14 protein-coding genes are annotated in these 17,791 nt (G+C 68.7%); 8 read left to right on the top strand and 6 right to left on the bottom strand.

Annotation, left to right across the window (positions count from 1 at the left end; translation table 11 throughout):
• Nucleotides 1-16: 16 nt before the first annotated feature.
• The 6 genes from ACIF83_RS03090 to ACIF83_RS03065 all read left to right on the top strand — a co-directional run bounded on the left by ACIF83_RS03090 (nt 17) and on the right by ACIF83_RS03065 (nt 7,851).
• Nucleotides 17-1,651, top strand: coding sequence for an ABC transporter substrate-binding protein (locus tag ACIF83_RS03090; protein WP_399723030.1), 1,635 nt, complete (start codon nt 17-19; stop codon nt 1,649-1,651).
• A 4-nt stretch (nt 1,652-1,655) separates the two neighbouring features.
• Entirely contained in the window at nt 1,656-2,612 is a 957-nt protein-coding gene (locus tag ACIF83_RS03085) for an ABC transporter permease (RefSeq protein ID WP_398137407.1), read from the top strand.
• Entirely contained in the window at nt 2,612-4,588 is a 1,977-nt protein-coding gene (locus ACIF83_RS03080; RefSeq protein ID WP_399723027.1) for a dipeptide/oligopeptide/nickel ABC transporter permease/ATP-binding protein, read from the top strand. The genes ACIF83_RS03085 and ACIF83_RS03080 overlap by 1 nt, the downstream gene beginning before the upstream one ends.
• A 23-nt stretch (nt 4,589-4,611) precedes the next feature.
• Nucleotides 4,612-5,628 carry an oligopeptide/dipeptide ABC transporter ATP-binding protein gene (locus ACIF83_RS03075; protein WP_399723164.1) on the top strand — a complete coding sequence of 339 codons (1,017 nt, stop codon included), beginning with the start codon at nt 4,612-4,614 and terminating at the stop codon, nt 5,626-5,628.
• Nucleotides 5,628-6,554, top strand: coding sequence for a dihydrodipicolinate synthase family protein (locus ACIF83_RS03070; RefSeq protein WP_393465278.1), 927 nt, complete (start codon nt 5,628-5,630; stop codon nt 6,552-6,554). Before ACIF83_RS03075 ends, ACIF83_RS03070 begins: the two co-directional genes overlap by 1 nt.
• A gap of 223 nt (nt 6,555-6,777) precedes the next feature.
• On the top strand, nt 6,778-7,851 hold the full coding sequence (locus ACIF83_RS03065; protein ID WP_393465275.1) for a PP2C family protein-serine/threonine phosphatase: 1,074 nt from the start codon (nt 6,778-6,780) through the stop codon (nt 7,849-7,851).
• A 32-nt stretch (nt 7,852-7,883) separates the two neighbouring features.
• Here ACIF83_RS03065 and ACIF83_RS03060 read toward each other — a convergent pair whose 3' ends face one another.
• Complete coding sequence (locus ACIF83_RS03060) at nt 7,884-8,108, bottom strand: DUF397 domain-containing protein (protein WP_393465272.1); 225 nt, start codon at nt 8,106-8,108, stop codon at nt 7,884-7,886.
• 7 nt (nt 8,109-8,115) lie between these two features.
• A complete protein-coding gene (locus tag ACIF83_RS03055) occupies nt 8,116-8,967 on the bottom strand; it encodes a helix-turn-helix domain-containing protein (protein ID WP_393465270.1) in 852 nt (283 codons plus the stop codon).
• Between the two features lie 205 nt (nt 8,968-9,172).
• Here ACIF83_RS03055 and ACIF83_RS03050 point away from each other — a divergent pair, with 205 nt between their 5' ends.
• Nucleotides 9,173-9,580, top strand: a complete 408-nt coding sequence (locus ACIF83_RS03050; protein WP_399723024.1) for an ATP-binding protein — start codon at nt 9,173-9,175, stop codon at nt 9,578-9,580.
• Nucleotides 9,580-10,476 (top strand): hypothetical protein, encoded by an 897-nt coding sequence (locus tag ACIF83_RS03045; protein WP_399723162.1) that lies wholly within the window; start codon nt 9,580-9,582, stop codon nt 10,474-10,476. The genes ACIF83_RS03050 and ACIF83_RS03045 overlap by 1 nt, the downstream gene beginning before the upstream one ends.
• A 28-nt stretch (nt 10,477-10,504) precedes the next feature.
• Here the strand turns inward: ACIF83_RS03045 and ACIF83_RS03040 are convergent, their stop codons facing one another.
• The 4 genes from ACIF83_RS03040 to ACIF83_RS03025 form a co-directional block, all read right to left on the bottom strand.
• Complete coding sequence (locus ACIF83_RS03040) at nt 10,505-11,677, bottom strand: DUF1266 domain-containing protein (protein ID WP_399723022.1); 1,173 nt, start codon at nt 11,675-11,677, stop codon at nt 10,505-10,507.
• A gap of 270 nt (nt 11,678-11,947) precedes the next feature.
• Entirely contained in the window at nt 11,948-12,532 is a 585-nt protein-coding gene (locus ACIF83_RS03035; protein ID WP_399723020.1) for a hypothetical protein, read from the bottom strand.
• The gene (locus ACIF83_RS03030) at nt 12,507-17,204 is read right to left on the bottom strand and encodes a putative T7SS-secreted protein (protein ID WP_399723018.1); all 4,698 of its coding nucleotides are present in this window, start codon (nt 17,202-17,204) and stop codon (nt 12,507-12,509) included. The genes ACIF83_RS03035 and ACIF83_RS03030 overlap by 26 nt, the downstream gene beginning before the upstream one ends.
• Nucleotides 17,204-17,791, bottom strand: a complete 588-nt coding sequence (locus ACIF83_RS03025) for a hypothetical protein (RefSeq protein WP_393465253.1) — start codon at nt 17,789-17,791, stop codon at nt 17,204-17,206. Before ACIF83_RS03025 ends, ACIF83_RS03030 begins: the two co-directional genes overlap by 1 nt.

Here is a 17,791-nt window from a genome sequence, read left to right as displayed (position 1 = left end):
CCCCGCTGGAGGAACCGTGCGCGACGACGTGACCCACGACGTGCCGGCACCGCGCCGCCGGTCGTTCCTGAAGTACACGGGGGCACTCGGCGCGGCCGCCGCCCTTCCGCCGGTGCTGGCGGGCTGCTCCTCCGGCCCCGAGTCCACGAACGACACCGGGAGCGGTGGCAGCGGCAAGGACCGCACGCTGACCGCGGTGATCGGGTACGGCAACGACGGCAGCTGGGATCCGACGCAGACGGCGTCGGCGTTCGCCATGGCCGCGAACAACCACATCTACGAGGGGCTGCTCGACACCGACCCGATCTCCCGGGTGCCGTACCCGGCGCTCGCCACCGCGGTGCCGAAGAACCCGAACGCCACGACCTGGCGGTTCACGCTGCGGTCGGGTGCGACCTTCCACGACGGGAAACCCGTCACCGCCGACGACGTCGTCTTCGTCTTCGACCGGATCCTGGACCCGAAGACCCAGACCCTCGCCAAGGGCTTCTTCGTCAGCTGGCTGCAGGAGGCCCGGAAGGTCGACGCGAAGACCGTCGAGCTGGTCCTGAAGTTCCCCTTCCCGGACGGGCTCGCCCGGCTGACGCTGGCCAAGATCATGCCCAAGCACGTGTTCTCCCGGCCCGGCGCCTGGGACGACGCGATCAAGGGGCTCGCGGTGGGCTCGGGGCCGTACCGGCAGACCGCGCACCACCCGAAGTCGAACACCACCTTCGAGGCGTTCGCGGCCTACAACGGCCCGCGCAAGCCCGCCTTCAAGCGGATGAACTGGCTGACCATCGTGGACGCGGCCCCACGCGTGGCCAAGATCTCCGGCACCGGTGCGGGCGCGCAGATCGCCGACAACATCCCCTACGCCAACATCCCCCGCCTGGAGCAGGGCGGTCTGAAGGTCGCGGGCGGCGCCGGGATGAACAACCTGTTCCTGATGTTCAACACCAAGCACAAACCCTTCGACGACGTGCGGGTGCGGCAGGCACTGCACTACGCGATCGACACCGAGAAGATGGTGCAGGTCGCGCTGAAGGGGCACGGGAAGCCCGCGTCGTCGTTCCTGAACGAGGGCAACCCCGGTTACCGGCGGGCCAAGGCCGTCTACGACCACGACCCCGAGAAGGCGAAGGCGCTGCTGAAGGCCGCCGGGGTCAAGGGCCTGAAGATCGAGATCCTCGCCGTGAACGTCAGCTGGATCGTGGACTGCCTGCCGACCGTCAAGTCCTCCTGGGACGCGATCGGCGTGGAGACGACGCTGGCGCCGCAGGAGACCACGGCCGTGTTCACCAAGATGGACCAGAAGCAGGACTACCAGGTGGTGGCCGCGGCCTCGAACCCCAACCAGTTCGGGCTCGACGCCGACCTGATCATGCACTACAACTACGGCCCCCAGAACCTGTGGATGCAGTACACGCGGTGGGCCGACAACCCGGTCGCCAAGCAGCTCTTCAAGGACATGGACCGGGCGACCCGGGAGCCGGACCCGGCGAAGAAGAAGGCGATGATCCAGGACTACGTGGACGTCGTCGCCGAGCAGGCCGTGCTCTACCCGGTCGTCCACAACGAGCTGATGACCGCCTGGGACCCGCGCAAGCTCAGCGGGATAAGGCCACAGCCCTACCCGGGCATCAACCTCCTGCAAGCCCAGTGGACCTGACGGCATGACAGCTGTCGTACGGATCCTGCTCCGCCGCGTCACCCTGCTGGTGCCGCTGCTGCTCGGGATCGTGCTGTTCGTGTTCCTGGTGATGCGGTTCTCGGACGTCGACCCGGCGTCCGCCTTCTTCCAGGGCGCGAACCCGACCCCGCAGCAGCTGCACGACTTCCGGGCGCGCAACGGCCTGCTGGACCCGCTCCCGGTGCGCTACGTCCACTTCGTCGGCGACCTGCTCCACGGCGACCTGGGCACCAGCGCCCTGACCCGGGCCCCGGTCGTCGACCAGGTCACCACCGCGCTGCCGCTCACCCTCCAGCTGACCTTCCTCGGCCTCGGCATCGCGGTCGTCCTGGCACTGGCGGGTGGCGTCACCGCCGCCGTGTACCGCGACCGGCTGCCGGACCAGGTCATCCGGGTCGTCTCCCTCGTCGGGGTCGCCGCGCCCGGCTTCTGGCTGGCGCTGCTGATGATCCAGTACCTGGCGGTGGACCGGGGCTGGTTCCCGACCGGCGGCTACATCAACCCGGCCGACTCCTTCACCGGCTGGCTGAAGACCATGGCCCTGCCCGCCTTCGCGCTGTCCCTGCCGGTGGCCGCCCAGCTGACCCGGATCGTGCGGACGTCGGTGGTGGAGGAGCTGGACAAGGACTACGTGCGCACCGCGATCGGCAGCGGCCTGCCGCCCCGGGTGGTGGTCGGCCGGAACGTGCTGCGCAACGCCCTGGTCAACCCGCTCACCGTGCTCGGCCTGCGCGTCGGCTATCTGCTCGGCGGTGCCGTCGTCATCGAGACGATCTTCTCGCTGCCCGGGATGGGCAAGCTGATGATCGACGCCGTGCAGAACGGCGACCCGGCCGTCGTCCAGGGGGTCGTACTGACCACCGCGACCGGGTTCGTCGTCGTCAACCTCGTCATCGACATCCTCTACCTGCTCGTCAACCCACGTCTGAGGGCGGCCTGATGGTCACGCGCGCCGAACTCACCGAGCGGCTCTCCCGGCCCGGCGTCCGGCTCCGCGGCCGGCGCCGGCTGCCGCCGCTGTCGAAGGTCGCCGTCTGCTTCCTGGCCCTGGTCGTCCTGGTCGCCGTACTCGCCCCGGTGCTCGCCCCGCACGACCCGCTCGACCAGCAGGACCCGGTCGACGGCACCGGACACCCGTCGGCCGCGCACTGGATGGGCCAGGACAGCCTCGGCCGGGACATCCTGAGCCGGCTGATGTACGGCGCCCGCTGGTCGCTGGCGATCGGGCTGGGCGCGACCGCGCTCGCGCTCGTCGTGGGTGCGGTCTTCGGGGCGTTCGCGGCCACCTCCCGCAAGTCCGTGGACGAGACGCTGATGCGCTGCCTGGACGTGGTGATGGCGTTCCCGGGCATCGCGCTCGCGGCCGTGCTGGTCGCCGTCTTCGGCGGTGGGATCGGCGTGCTGATCTGCGCGATCGCCTTCCTGTTCACCCCGCCGGTCGCCCGGGTGGTGCGGGCCAACGTGCTCGACCAGTACGGGGAGGACTACGTCACCGCCGAACGCGTGATCGGCGCGCGCACCCCGCACATCGTGCTGCGGCACGTGGCCGTCAACTGTGCCGCGCCGGTACTGGTGTTCTGCACGGTCCAGGTCGCCGAGGCCATCGTCTTCGAGGCGTCGCTGTCCTTCATCGGCGCGGGCGTGCGGCCCCCGGACCCGTCCTGGGGCAGTGTCATCGCCGACGGCAAGAACATGGTGCTGACCGGCGGCTGGTGGGCGACCGTCTTCCCCGGGCTGCTGATCCTGCTCACCGTCCTGTCCCTGAACATCCTCTCCGAGGGCGTCTCGGACGCCTGGGCGGCCCCGGCGGCCCGGGAGGTGGCGGCGCCCGGCGACCGTCTGGAGACGCCGGAACCCGGCACCGGCGAGGTGCTCCCGCTGCCCGGCCTGACCGACGCCGCCCGACGGCTGCGCGCGCGGGCCCGGCCCCGGCCGGCCGGCGGCGGTCAGCCGGTGCTCGCGGTGGAGAACCTCGCCATCGGCTTCCCGGACCGGCACCGGGGCGTGGACATCGTGGACGGGGTCAGCTTCGAGGTGCACCCCGGCGAGGTGCTGGGCCTGGTGGGCGAGTCGGGCTGCGGCAAGTCGCTGACCGCGCTCACCGTCATGGGCCTGCAGCCCAAGGAGGCCCGGGTGCGCGGGCAGGTGCGCTTCCGGCAGCGGGACCTGCTCGCCGAGCCGATGCGGGTACGACGGCGGCTGCTCGGCCACGAGATGGCGATGGTCTACCAGGACGCCCTGTCCTCGCTGAACCCGGCGATGACCATCCGCGCACAGCTGAAGCAGCTGGTGCGGCGCGGTGGCCGCCGCAGCCCGCACGAACTGCTGACGCTGGTCGGCCTCGACGCCGAGCGCACCCTGCGCAGCTACCCGCACGAGCTCTCCGGCGGGCAACGCCAGCGCGTCCTGATCGCGATGGCCCTCTCCCGCGACCCCGCCCTGATCGTGGCCGACGAGCCGACCACCGCCCTGGACGTCACCGTGCAGGCCCAGGTCATGGAGCTGCTGCTGCGGCTGCGCGAGGAACTGGGCTTCGCGCTGATCCTCGTCTCGCACGACCTGGCGCTGGTCGCCGACATCACCGACCGGGTGGTGGTGATGTACGGCGGGCAGATCGTGGAGACGGGCGTGACCGCCGACCTGGTGGCGGCACCGGCCCACCACTACACGCGCGGCCTGCTCGGCAGCGTGCTCTCGCTGGAGTCCGCCGAGGAGCGGATGACGCAGATCAGGGGGGTCGTACCGTCCCCCGCCGACTTCCCGGCGGGCTGCCGCTTCGCCGACCGCTGCCCGCTGGCGACCGAGGTGTGCCACACCGCCGCGCCGGTCCTCGCGGGCACCCCCACGCACACGGCCGCCTGCCACCACCCGGCGGTGGAGCTGACGTCGGCGGAGAGCGAGGAGGCCGTTCAGTGACCGCTGTCGTGGAGGACCGTGCAGTGACCGCTGTCGTGGAGGTCCGGGACGCCCATGTCGTCCACAAGGCCCGCAGCGGCGGCCTGTTCACCCGCGACCGGGTGTACGCCCTGACCGGTGCCGATCTCACCGTGGCGCCCGGCGAGACGGTCGGGGTGGTCGGCGAGTCGGGGTGCGGGAAGTCGACGCTGGCGAAGGTACTGGTGGGCATCGAGCGGCCGACGTCCGGGACGGTGTCGTTCCGGGGCCGGGACCTGTGGTCGATGCCGCCCGCCGAACGCCGGGCCACGGTCGGCGCGGGCACCGGCATGATCTTCCAGGACCCGTCGACGGCCCTGAACCGCCGGCTGACGGTGCGCAGGATCCTGCGCGACCCGCTGGACGTCCACGGGCGCGGCACCAAGGCCGAACGGGAGGACCGGGTAGCGGAATTGATGGCCCTGGTGGGTCTCCCCCGGGCCCTCGCCGACGCGCTGCCCGGGCAGCTCTCCGGTGGCCAGCGGCAGCGCGTCGTCATCGCCCGCGCCCTCGCGCTGGACCCCGGCCTGGTGGTCGCGGACGAGCCGACGAGCGCCCTGGACGTCTCGGTCCGCGCGCAGATCCTCAACCTGCTCCTGGACCTGAAGGAACGCCTCGGTCTCGCCCTGGTGTTCGTCTCGCACGACATCCAGACCGTACGGCGGATGAGCGACCGGGTGATCACCATGTACCTGGGCCGGATCGTGGAGGAGACTCCGGCCGACCGGGTCACCGACCAGGCACGGCACCCGTACACCCGCGCCCTGTTCTCCGCCACGCCGGGTCTGCTCGACCCCATCGACCCGATCCCGCTGACCGGCCCGGTGCCGTCGGCGACCCGCCCGCCGAGCGGCTGTCCCTTCCGTACCCGCTGCTGGAAGGCGGACGAGAGCTGCGCCGACACGATGCCGTCCTTCTCGGCCGCGTCGCAGCCCGGACACCGCTACCGCTGTCACCATCCTGTGGAGGAGGACCGGTCGACCCGCGATCTGGTTCGCCAGCACCTGCCCCAGGAGCCTTGATGACGCTTCCCGCCCCGCTGACCGGTGTCGTTCCGCCCGTCTGCACCCCCCTGACACCGGACCGCGAGGTGGACGTCCCCTCGCTGCTCAGGCTGGTGGAGCACCTGGTGGAGGGCGGGGTGCACGGGCTGTTCCTGCTCGGCTCGACCTCGGAGGCGGCCTTCCTTACGGACCGGCAGCGCCGGCAGGTGGTGGAGGCGGTCGTGGGCCACATCGGCGGACAGCTGCCCGTCCTCGCCGGGGCCATCGACATGACCACCCCGCGCGTCCTCGACCATGTCTCGGCGGTCACCGCGGCCGGCGCCCGGGCCGTCGTCGTCACCGCCCCCTTCTACGCCCGCACCCACCCCGCCGAGATCGTCCACCACTACCGCCGGATCGCGGCCGCGAGCCCGGTCCCGGTGATCGCCTACGACATCCCGTCCGCCGTGCACACCAAGCTCCCCGCCGAGGTCGTGCTCGGTCTCGCCGGCGACGGGGTGCTGGAGGGCCTGAAGGACTCCAGTGGAGACCTGGCCGCGTTCCGGGAGGTCGTCACCGGCGCCCGCGCCCACCACGGATTCAGCGTGCTGACCGGCTCCGAACTGATCGTCGACTCGGCCCTGGCACTCGGCGCCGACGGCGTGGTGCCGGGCCTCGGCAACGTCGACCCGCACGGCTACGTCCGCCTCTACCGGGCCGCCCGGGCGGGCGACTGGGAGAGCGCCCGGAGCGAACAGGAGCGACTGTGCACACTGTTCGGCATGGTCGGCGTCGGGGACCCGGCACGGATGGGCGGCAGCTCGTCGGCGATCGGCGCGTTCAAGGCGGCACTGCACCTGCGCGGGATCATCGACTGCCCGGTGACGGCGGAGCCGCAGGTGCCGCTGTCCGGGGACGAGGTGGCGAAGGTGGGGAAGTTCCTGGCGGGGTCCGGGTTGCTCTAGGCGGTTTCGTTCGGATCGGTCGGCCCTTGGTGCCGGCACCCTGTGATGCCTGTGCGTCACCACCGCTCACGCGATGCTCAGGGGCTGCAGGACGAGAAGCGATAAAATTACCCGAACCGATGACCGGACTTCCGGACCTGGGCTGCACTCGACCTGTGCGACCTTGGGGAGCGGCATGATGGCGAGGTCTCCTGAGAGACGCGGAGTCCCGCACAGCACTGGTGTGCGGGGCAGGCTGCTGCCCCTCCTGCCCGCTCTACTGCTGCTCATCGGCCTGCTCATCGGCCTCTTCACACCCCGCGCCGTCAGGCCGGATGCCTTCCTCGCCACAGCCATGATCTCCGGCGCCGCACTGCTGCCCCTGTGGGGGACCGTGCTCACCGCAGTGGGCGCGTGCGGCATCTTCGTCGGCCTGATGGCCGACTTCGACGCGCTGCGGGATGCGACCGCCTACTCCGAGCTGGCCACCCTCGTGGCGATTGCGGCATTCGCCGTCTTCTTCAACCGGCTGCTGGACCGACGCGCCCATCAGCTGGTCCAGGTCCGCTCAGTGGCCGAGACCGCCCAGCTGGCGGTGCTGCATCCGATTCCACGACACCTCGGTCACGTCACACTCGAGAGCCTGTACCTGGCTGCTGCGGCGGAAGCCCGGATCGGCGGCGACCTGTACGAGGCGATACGCACCCCGCACGGCGTACGGCTGCTCATCGGAGACGTACGCGGCAAAGGCCTGCTCGCGATGCAGGCGGCGGCGATGCTGCTCAGCGCCTTCCGCGAGGCCGCCCACGACGCGCCCGACCTGCCCCACCTCGCACGCCGCCTGGAGACGAGCGTGAGGCGCAGCGCCTCCAAGTACCCGGAGATCCCCGGCTCGGAGATCGTCGAACGTTTCGCCACCGCGCTCCTCGCCGAGATCCCGGACGACGAACCGGTCGTCCGGACCGTCACCTGCGGCCACCCTCCCCCACTGCTGCTGCACCGCGGCGAGGTACACGAGCTGCAGCCCGCCGCCCCCTCGCCGCCGCTCAACCTCGGCGACCTGGTGAGCGACGGATACCACGTGGACCTCACCCCCTTCCACCCCGGAGACCAGCTCCTGCTGTACACCGACGGGGTCACCGAGACCCGCGACCGGTCCGGCACCTTCTACCCCCTTGCCGAACGCGTCCGCTCATGGAGCGGCGAGGCCCCCCACCAGCTCCTCGACCATCTCCACCGTGATCTGATCGCCTACAGCGGCGGCGCCCTCGACGACGACATCGCCGCCCTCGTCGCCCGGCGGCGCCCGAGCCTCTGATCCTGGGATGAGTACTGCGTCGACTCCGCCGGCTAGGGGCAGGTGGGCTTGTGGGCGTTCGCCGCCGTGGGGCGAGTTTCCTTCAGGGCGTCTATGAAGGGGGTGAAGGCTGCGGTCGGGAAGGTGAGGGTTGCTCTGGCTGGGGTCTTGGAGTCGCGTATGGCTATGTGGGTCCGGCGGTCGGCTATCTCCACGCAGGCGTTGCCGTCGCCGCCGCCGGAGTAGGACGACTTGCGCCAGTGATCGCGGTTGGCCATGAGTGCCTCACAGCTCCTTTGACAGCCTGTGGATGAAGTCACGCGATCGCTCAGGGTCAAGTGACACTGCTTGCAGTCTACGGAAGTGCGTTCGGAACACGCCCAGCTGTGCTTCGGAGTCGATGAAGACGGTGCCGTGAGGCCCATCGCGTACGACGGTGTCCAGCTTCGGAACGGCACCGCCCGCGTACACCATGGCGGCACCGACGTCGGTGAAGTGCTCCAGATCGAAGGGGATCACTCGCACAGTGACGTGGTCCGCCTCGGAGAGTTCCAGGACGCGAGTGAGTTGAGCCCGTGACGTAGCGCGGCTGCCGACCATGATGCGCAGCGCTGCCTCGTGAACCAAGGCGTCGTACGGGATCAACGGCTCCTTCCCAAGGATGGACCGCCGCTGCATCCGGTGCTGGACCCGCAACTCCAACTCTTCCTCAGGCAGTTCGGGAACGCGGGACGAGAAAAGCGCCCGAGCGTACTCCTCTGTCTGAAGAAGCCCGGGGACGTACAGGAGTTCCACGTCCCATCGGTAAGCGGCATGGTGCTCCAACTCCGACAGATCCAGGAACGACGTCGGGAGGAGGCCTCGGTACTCCTCCCACCAACCCTGCGTCCGGCCGACCGCCATTGCAGCCAGCGCATCGACCAACTCCTGGTCCGTGCAGGCGTACTGCGCCGCAATCCGCCGTATGCGCACCTTGCTGACCCCTGCGAGGCCGGCCTCGATCTGACTCACCTGCGCGGAGTCGGTCCCGAGCAGCGCGGCGGCCTCGCGCCCCTTGAGTCCCGCGGCCTCACGAAGTTTCCGCAGCTCGGCGCCTAGGCGCTGCTGACGTGCACTCGCCTGCTGCCTGCGTGGCATGGCTCCTCCTGAGATACCCAACTGTCGGGAGGGAGTGACTCGTTCAGGGGTGAGATTACGGCAACGACTTGCACGGGACCAAATTTGAGCCCTACCGTCAGTGACACGACGCACACGCAGCGGAAGCGCACTGCTCCGTCCTGCCATGACGGGTGCGGCAATGCCACCGCGCGCGAAATCCCCTTCTTCGGAACGGAGTTGACGCATGCCTGAAACCTGGGACTACACCCTCTACATCCCGAACGATCTCAGAGCCGTGACCGTCTGTCGCCGGACCCTGTGTCTGATTTTGACGATGCATGGGCTGATCGGGTTGGTGGACACGGCGGAGCTCTTGGCGACGGAGCTGGTCTCCAACGCGGTGCGGCACACGAAGGGGCCGGCCGCGCTCAGGGTGCGCCGCTCGCCGGAGGGGGTGATGTGGATCGGGGCGTGGGACACGGACCCGGGGCCGCCGGAGCCTCCGCGGTCGTTGGGGCAGGTTGCCGAGCTGGTGGAGGAGGGGCGGGGTCTGGCGCTGGTCAGGGCGTGTGCGGACTTCTGGGGTTGGCAGCCGTCGGCCCGGTTCGGGAACCGGGGGAAGTTCGTGTGGTGTGAGCTGGGGGCTGCGTGATCGTGGGTTCGTCGCATGAGGCGTTGCACCGGATCTTCCAGAAGGATCCGGCGTTGCTGACCCGGGCGTTACAGCGGGTGCTGGACGTGCCGTTTCCGGAGCCGCGGGAGATCGCGGCGCTGAACGTGGACCTGACGGAGATTGAGCCGGTCGAGCGTCGGGTGGACACGTTGTTGCGGGCGGAGACGGACGAGGGGACGTATCTCCTGGTGGTCGAGTCGCAGGGGAAGGTGGACGACCGCAAGCGGGGCAGCTGGCCGTACTACCTGTCCTACCTCTACGAGAAGTACCGCTGTGAGCCGGTGCTGATCGTCATCACGCAGAGCAGTGCCACGGCGCGGTGGGCGTCGCGCCCGATCCGGCTCGGCTTCCCAGGCTGGCACTCGCTGACAGTGCGGCCGCTGGTGCTGGGGCCGGACAACGTGCCGGTGATCACGAGTGAGCGGCAGGCGGAACGGGATGTCCCCCTTGCGGTGCTCTCGGCGATGACACACGGGCGTGGTCCGCAGGCTCCGGCCATACTGGAGTCCCTGGCTTCCGCTCTGCGGACCATCGACCCTGACAGTGCCGCGGTCTTCGTGCAGTTCGTCGACTCATGCCTGGCCGATCCCCAGGCGAAGCAGATGTGGAGGGACCTGATGACGGCGATCCAGTACTTCTGGCGACACCCGCTGGCAGAACAGGTACGCGAGGAGGGCCGAGAACAGGGCCTCGAACAGGGCCGGGCCGAGGCCAAGGCCGAGATGATCCTTCACATCCTGGAGTGGCGCGGCATCCCGGTACCCGACGCCGTCCGCGACCGGGTGAGCGCCTGCACGGATCTGGACCAACTCGAGCTGTGGGCCCAGCGAGCCGTGCACGCCACGGACGCGGCGGATTTGTTCGCCGAGAAGTGACGGGTTACGGGGCCGCCCGGTGGGGCGGTCACCGGAACGGAATGTTGAGCCAGGGACTGCCAGGCTCGGACATCAGGATCCGATGGGCCGCGAGCATGTCCTGGTACCAATCCCCGAACTCCTCGTCGTCGAAGTGGAGGCAGCGGCCGAGGATGTAGCCGGCGGAGAAGTCCTGCCACGACTTGTAGGACAGGGAGGCGGCCCGCCCCGCCTTGATGACGGCGGACTCGGCCTCCGCAAGGGTGCCGAACCGGGCCCCGAGCCCCCACCGGGCCATCTTCGAGGCACGCCCGAGATCCCAGGCGTCGACGGACGTCACGTACCGGTTCTCGTCGAGCACACCGTCGGCACGCATCCGGGCCTCGTAGCGGGTGATACGCCCGATGAGCCGCTGCACACCCTCGACACGGGCCTCGACCTCGGACTCGGGTCGGGGCTCGGTCCTGGAGACGCCGTCCTCGGACACCACGACCGAACCCTCGGAGTTCGCCCGGATGAGGTTGGCGGCGGCCTGCCGCCAGTACCCCAGGTCGACATGCCCGCCGAAATCCCGGGCGATGCGACGGCGCAGACCGAGGGCGAAATCCCAGACCGAGCTGTGCTGCTCGCAGGCGAGGAGGTCGCGGAGGTAGGACTGCCACTCCTCACGGGTGGTGATGCCCCACCACTCGCGAAGCCGCTTGAGCTCGTTCAGATACCCGGTGCCGTGCCAGGCCATGGCGTTCCAGACGGAGCCGTTGCTGACACACAGGAGCGCTCCGCAGGCGAGGCCGTGGGCGACGGATCCGTGCAGCGGGCCGCCGACCCGGAGAGTGAGCAGCCTGGCGGGGACTCTCAGGGGGCCATTGGTCCGGTAATGCTGAGCCCATGCGTTGGAGTGCGGTGGCGCTGCCGGGAGGAACGCCTCACAGGGACTGCCGGGATTGACCACGATCCACGGCGGACGCCCCGGCTTCCATGCCTCGGCGAACCACCCGAGGCTGCTGCGGTGGAACACCCGATGCGGTTCAGGGGCGGGCAGCATGCCCACGGTGTACACCGCCCAGACGGGACCGCCGGCACGTGGATCGTGCCCAAAGACCGAGTACGTCTTGTCCGGGTCGGTGTCTGCCTTGTCGCGCTGTATCTCGAAATACAGCGGTTCCCGCGCGAGCGCATCGAAGTACGCGGCCCAGTCCTCACGCGACTTGGCGTCGAACAAGGCCTGCTCGATGTCCGTTGGCGGTTTCCAGGCAGGCGCTGCATGAGGCTGGAAACCCGCAGCAGGCAGGCCGAATGACATGAGACCCTCTGCCCTTTCGTTGCGAGAAGATGCATTTGCATGCCTCTGGCCGGCTCCAAGTGACTTTCCTGAGCAACCCACAGGAAGAATACATCACCAACACAGGGGCGTCCCGATAGGTAGCAATACCGCCGAGGGGCTGCGGAATCGGCATTTGAAGGCGCGACTCACGCAAGGATCACCGAAAGCTTACGGCAAGTTGGGAATCAGCGACAGCCACGCCGAGAGTTGCCGACGTAGCGGATCATTTTCCGGCAAAACACCCATCATCGACCGCAGCGGTGTCAACAGATTTTTCACATACCGCAGTCGAAGCATCCTCTCACGGGGAAGCGACCGCCAGTCAGTCGCCTCGATAGAAATTTGCTCCTGGGACGCCCCGATCTCGCGGAACACAACTCTACACAGTTCATGCGGGTCACGAATTCGATCACCCTGGACAGCACCAAACTCCCGAATGGCGTAAGCTCGGACATTTACCTCGTCGGTGAGAATATTTGCCGAATTAAATTCGACACTCTCTCGCTTTCGCCGGCATGCCACCAAAGCTAGCTGAACCCACCGAAGTCGCGTCTCAACATCCCGGCGGTCATCACGCATCCGCCCGTCAGACAATACGCGCAAGCTTTCCCACTCTTGCCAATTGGTCGCGCTATTTTCCACCCTTTCGACCATTTGCTCTACTTCTTCAGCGGACTTACCGGAGATAGTTTCCCCCGCCAAGGCCGCGAGGTTCGCATCCGACGACTCATTCGATGAATATGATTCCTGCACGCTCGAATGCATCCCTTCCCACCTGGAGACTTTCCGGTGACGGCTTGTAGTGCCCGCTATTTCTGTTGATTTCCATGCCGAAGTAGCTTCCGTCCCCGCCTGCGATCTCTGCTTCACCGGCAGCCTGCACTGGCCCCCCACGGGTCAATACCGGATGCTTAAGCTCGATACCGTTGACGTGCTTTGGCATGACGAGCAGTTCGCCGTTTTGATCCACGACCCACTTAATGGTCCCCGAGTTGATCGCTTCATCAAACCCACTATCTCCCACCTTCAGCGGTTTGACGCCGAGGCGCTCTGCATCGGCCAGCTCCCCCTCAAGCTCATCCGGCAACAGATTCTTATACGGAGCAAGTCCGAGAGGATCGATGACACGGTGTGGATTTTCTACGTACGTTGCTGGGTTCGGAGCTGCGGAGAGCCCAAGGGGGTCACAGGTAAGGTAACGGGCGGTTTCGGGGTCATAGTGACGGAAGTAGTTGTAGTGCAGGCCCGTTTCCGGGTCGTAGTACTGCCCCGGAGAGCGCAGGGGCGTGTACGCCGAACTGTTGGCCGCCCATGCTGTCGTTCCCCACAGGGTGCTGCGGGTGTGCCAGGCGATGTCGCCGTGTTCGTCGATGAGTTCGCTGGGGGTGCCGACCAGGTCGGTGACGATGGCGAAGAAGCGGGAGTCGATCTCGTCCTGGGGTCCGTCGGCCGCTGTGATGCGTTCCGTTTGGGCCAGGGGACGCAGGCCCTGGTGGTCCCAGGTGAGGGTCACCGGGTTCGGGAGGTCGGGGGACGTCGTGGTCTGTTCGCAGAGGGTGGTGCCGTCCCAGCTGAAGTCCACCCGCTCTACGACCGTTTCGCCGTCCGACGCGAGGCGGAGTTTCGCGGTACGGCGGCCCAGGGGGTCGTAGGTGTAGCGCCAGCGGGTACCGTCCGGTGTCGTCACCGATGTCAGGCGGTCCTCGGCGTCCCACTCGTAGCGCCATGTGTCGGGCTTGCGGGACAGGCGAGTCTTCTGGCGGAGGGTGATCCGGCCGAGGGCGTCGTGTTCGTAGCGGACGTTGCCGGCGCGCGTGATGCGGGTGCCGGTGTAGGTGCGGGGGCCGGCTGCCTCCTGGCCCGGGTGGTTGGCCGGCCAGCTCGCCTGCGTCTGGTTGCCTGCCTCGTCGTACGCGTACCGCTCCGTCCAGCCCGCCGCGTTCACCGCCGTCACCCGGCCTGCCGCGTCCAGGTCGAAGTGGCGGGAGCCGGTGAGCTGGTCGTCGATGCCGATCAGGTTGCCGTCAGCTCGGTAGGTGTACGCACGGTGTTGGACGGTGCGGCCCTCGGCACCCGTCACCGACTGGGTCGTCAAACGGCCCAAGGCATCGAAGCTGTGCTCCAGGGCAATCGTTCCGCCGATATGGCGGGACAGCTCGCGGCCTGCCTCGTCGTAGGTGAAGTCGATGGCGCGGCCCGAGGCCACCATCCCCGTGCGGCGGCCCACGACGTCGTACGACCAGGTGGTGGTGGCGCCGGTGGGGGTCGTGCGCCCTGTACGGCGGCCCAGCGCGTCGTACGTGTAGCTCAGCGTGCGGCCGTCGACCGTCTCCGAGTGCAGGCGGCCGTAGCGGTCGCGGAGGAGGGTGAGCGTGGCGCCGTCGGGGCCGGATGCCTGGGCCAGCTGGTCGGTCAGGTCGTAGGCGTACGTAGTGACCTGACCGGCCGCGTCCTTGCGGGTCACCTGGCCCAGTTCGTTCCGCTCGAAGGACACCACTTCGCCGAGAACGTTTCTGCGCGAGGTGAGACGACCTGCGGAGTCGTACCCGTAGGTCAGGGTGCGGTCGTCGAAGTCCGTCTCCACCACCAGGCGGCCTGCAGCGTCGTACTCGTACGTCCACGTCAGGCCCTGCGGGTTCGTGACCTTCGTCAGACGCAGTTCCGTGTCGTGGTCGAACTCGTAGCGGACACCGTCCGGGCCCGTGCGTGCCGTCAGCAGGTCGAAGTGGGTGTACTCGAAACGGGAGACGCCGCCGATCGGGTCGGTGTGGCTCGTGCAGTTGCCCTCGCCGTCATACGTCCACGTCTCGGTTGCGCCGTCGGGGGCCGTACGTCGGGTCAGGCAGCCCTCGGTCGACCATTCCAGCAGCGTCGTTGCCCCGAGGGGGTACGTGATCGCTGTCAGACGACCGAAGGCGTCACGCTCGTAACGGGTGGTCGCGCCCAGCGGGTCCGTGATCTCCAGCGGGAGGCCCGCGCGGTCGCAGACCACCCTTGTTGTGTTGCCGAGTGGGTCGGTCACGGAGGTGAGGTGGCCGGCCTCCGTGTAGGTGAAGTGGGTGGTCTGGCCCGCCGGGGCCGTCACCGAGGTGAGGTTGCCGCGCTCGTCGAATCCCTGACGGATCACCGTGCCGTCCGGGTTGACCACCTTCACCGGCAGGCCGAGTTCGTTGTACTCCGCTCTCACCTCGCGGCCGTCCGGGCGGATGACCGACGTGAGATTGCCCGCCTCGTCGTAGCGGAACGTCGTCGTGTGGCCCAGCGGGTCCGTCTGGGAGAGCAGACGGTGGTAGCGGTCGCGGAGATAGCGGGTGGTCGCACCGAGGGCGTCGATCTCCGCGACCACCTGCCAGGTGTCGTTGACCAGGTAGCGGCGGGTGTGGCCCTCACCCGTCGTCGCTGTCGTGGTCCGAAGGCCTGATTCCGGGTCCGGTTCTCCGTACGACAGACGCAGGGTCATGTGGCCCGCCGAGCCGCCCTCGGCAATGCAGCGGTCCCGGTCGTCGTACTCGTACGTGTAGCCGCGATCGTTCGTGTCCGTCCAGGAGGTGATCCGGCCCGCCTCGTCATACGTGAAACGGAGAGGCAGGCCGGAGGAGTTGTAGACCTCCGTGAGGTTGCCGTCGGTGTAGCCGTAACGCTTCAGCTCCTCGCCGGTCGCGGCCAGGTGGAGGGCGGTGATGCGGCCGGAGTCCGAGGTGACGCGTACAGCCTGGCCGCTGCTTGAGACGACCGTGAGAGGAGTGCCCTCCGCGTCGTACTCGAAGGTGATCCAGTTGCCGTTGCGGTCGTCTATCTGCTCCAGCACCGCCAGGTCTTCGCCTCGGTCGGCGAAGTGCCAGGTGCGGTGCGTGCCCGGGTCCGTGATCGTGTAGCCGTCGTCCACACGGTCGAGCGGCCAACGGGGGCCGTGGCTCGGGAGGGTCGGCAAGCCCGGTGCCGGGTGCGGGTACGCCAGGAGCAGGCCGTCCTCCGTGACGAAGACGGCTCCCTCGGCGTCGATCTCCAGGCGCTGCTCCAACGTGGAGGACCAGGACGGGCCGAACCAGCGGCCCAGGTGGTAGCCGGACTCCACTCGCCGCTTCAGGACCAAGGGGAGTACCCCGGGGAGGGTGACGTCCGTCTGCGGCAGGTACATCTTGCCGGTGGCGAGGTTGATCGGGTCGGTGCCCGTGCTCACCGTGCTGTTCTGCTCGTGGGAGGGCGCCGACGGGTCCTTCACCCCCTCCCGGGCGGCGTTCCCTTCGGAATTCGCCCCCTCGCCCTCCGCCGCCCCCCGTTCGCCGGCCGTCGCCCCCTCTGCCCCCTTCGCCCCGTCCTCCGCAACCCGGGCGCCATCGACGGCGGCCTCCTCCGCCCCCGCCTCCGGGATCATGAACTGGGCAGCGAATTCGCCACCGACCCCGCCGGGGTCCTCGAGGAAGGACTTCCAGAGACCGTCGGCGGTCTGGGTGGGGTGGGTGACCATGTGGACGGCGCCGCCCAGCAGTTCCACCTTCGCCTGGAGCGCCTCGTAGGGGTGCGTGACCGCGTACGGATCGAGCGGGTTCGCGTTGCGGGCCAGGTTGTTCAGGTCGCCGAGCCCGCGCATGACACCGCCGAAGAAGCGCATGTCCTCCGTCTTGGCTGCATCCAGGACGTCGGCCCCGTCGAGCTTGAGCTGGTTCACGGCCGACGGCTCGTGCGGGGCGTGCTGCAGGGCAGCTTTGACACGGTCGGCGGCCTCCGAGGCGAGGCGGGTGCGCTGGCTCCGTGCGGCGGCCAGGATCTGCTCGGCCGCGTGCTTGGCCTCGTCGCCCGGGTCCTGCTCCGAGGGCCTGGGCCCGGGGTCCTTGTCGCCCGCGTCGACCGCGTCGTTGTATGTCTGCACCTTCTGCTGGTGGGCTTTCGAGGCGGCCTTGCCCTCGCGGTACTTCGCAACCGCCTCCCGCGCCTGGGCCTGCGCCCACTCCACCGTGTGCGCGAAGTTCTCCAGCGCCGATGCCGCCTCACCACAGGCTTCCGCAGCCTGCTGCCACTTCACCTGGTGCGAGGCGAACTTCTCGCGAAAGGTGTCCGCGGCCTCGCCCTTGAAGTCCGACGAGTCGAGATTCTGCATGCCGGTCGCGACCACACCGAAAGCCTGCGCGAAGTGCTGCAGATGTCCCGCCGTCTCGCGCAGCTTCGCCGGGTTGCCGTGGATCAGCTCCTTCGGATCCTCGGTCTCGTCCAGCTGCTGTTCGTCCACGTGCGCGCCCAGCTTGGACGCGGTGGAGTCACCCCAGTCGTCGACCTTGTCGGCCGCACCGTGCGCACCGGCCCAGTCGAGCGCGTCACCCACTCCATGGGCGCCCTCGTCGATGACATGGCCCGTCGCCCGCTTGACATGGTCGTAGCCGGACTTGAGCGACCCCAGGGCACTGTTGAACTTCCCCGTGAGAGACATCAGTTGCCGTCACCCGTCCCCGTCACGTCCCGCACGACGGACGGCGTGATCGGGATCGGGCTGCCCGGCGCGCCCTCGCTCGTCTCCACGTCCGTGAGCATCCCCTTCCCCGTCTGCTTCACGGTCTTCACCAGGTTGTCGCGGTCCTTCTCGCCGTAACCCGTCGTCGCCGCGGCATGGTTGATCTGGTCCACGCTCTCCTTCTCCACCACCTCGTTGGAGGCGAAGGGATCTCCGACCACGGAGTTGTAGGCGACCTTCAGCGAGCCCTTCACGTACTCGTCCGTCTGGTGGAAGGTGCCGGCCGCCAGCCCCATCCCCTCCGCGAGCGCGTTGCCCTCCTGCATCAGATCGCGCACCCCCCACTGCCAGCGCTCGCAGAAGGTGTGCAGCATCGCGCCCAGCTGGTCGTCGCCGACGTCCATGCCGTCCATCTCCAGGCTGGTGAAACCACGCCCCGCGCCCGCCCAGCCCTTCATCCCACCCAGCGAATCCATCTCGCTCAGCGCCTTGTTGATGCCCTCGGCGATCGACTTCAGCCCCTGCACCTGCAGATCCGGCTGCCCGCCCCCGCTCGGCGTCGTCAC

Source organism: Streptomyces sp. NPDC085866, from assembly GCF_044541035.1.
In the GTDB taxonomy this organism is placed as follows: Bacteria; Actinomycetota; Actinomycetes; order Streptomycetales; family Streptomycetaceae; genus Streptomyces.
The sequence above is the reverse complement of the archived record's forward strand: the minus strand, read 5'-3'. Positions and strand labels throughout refer to the sequence as shown.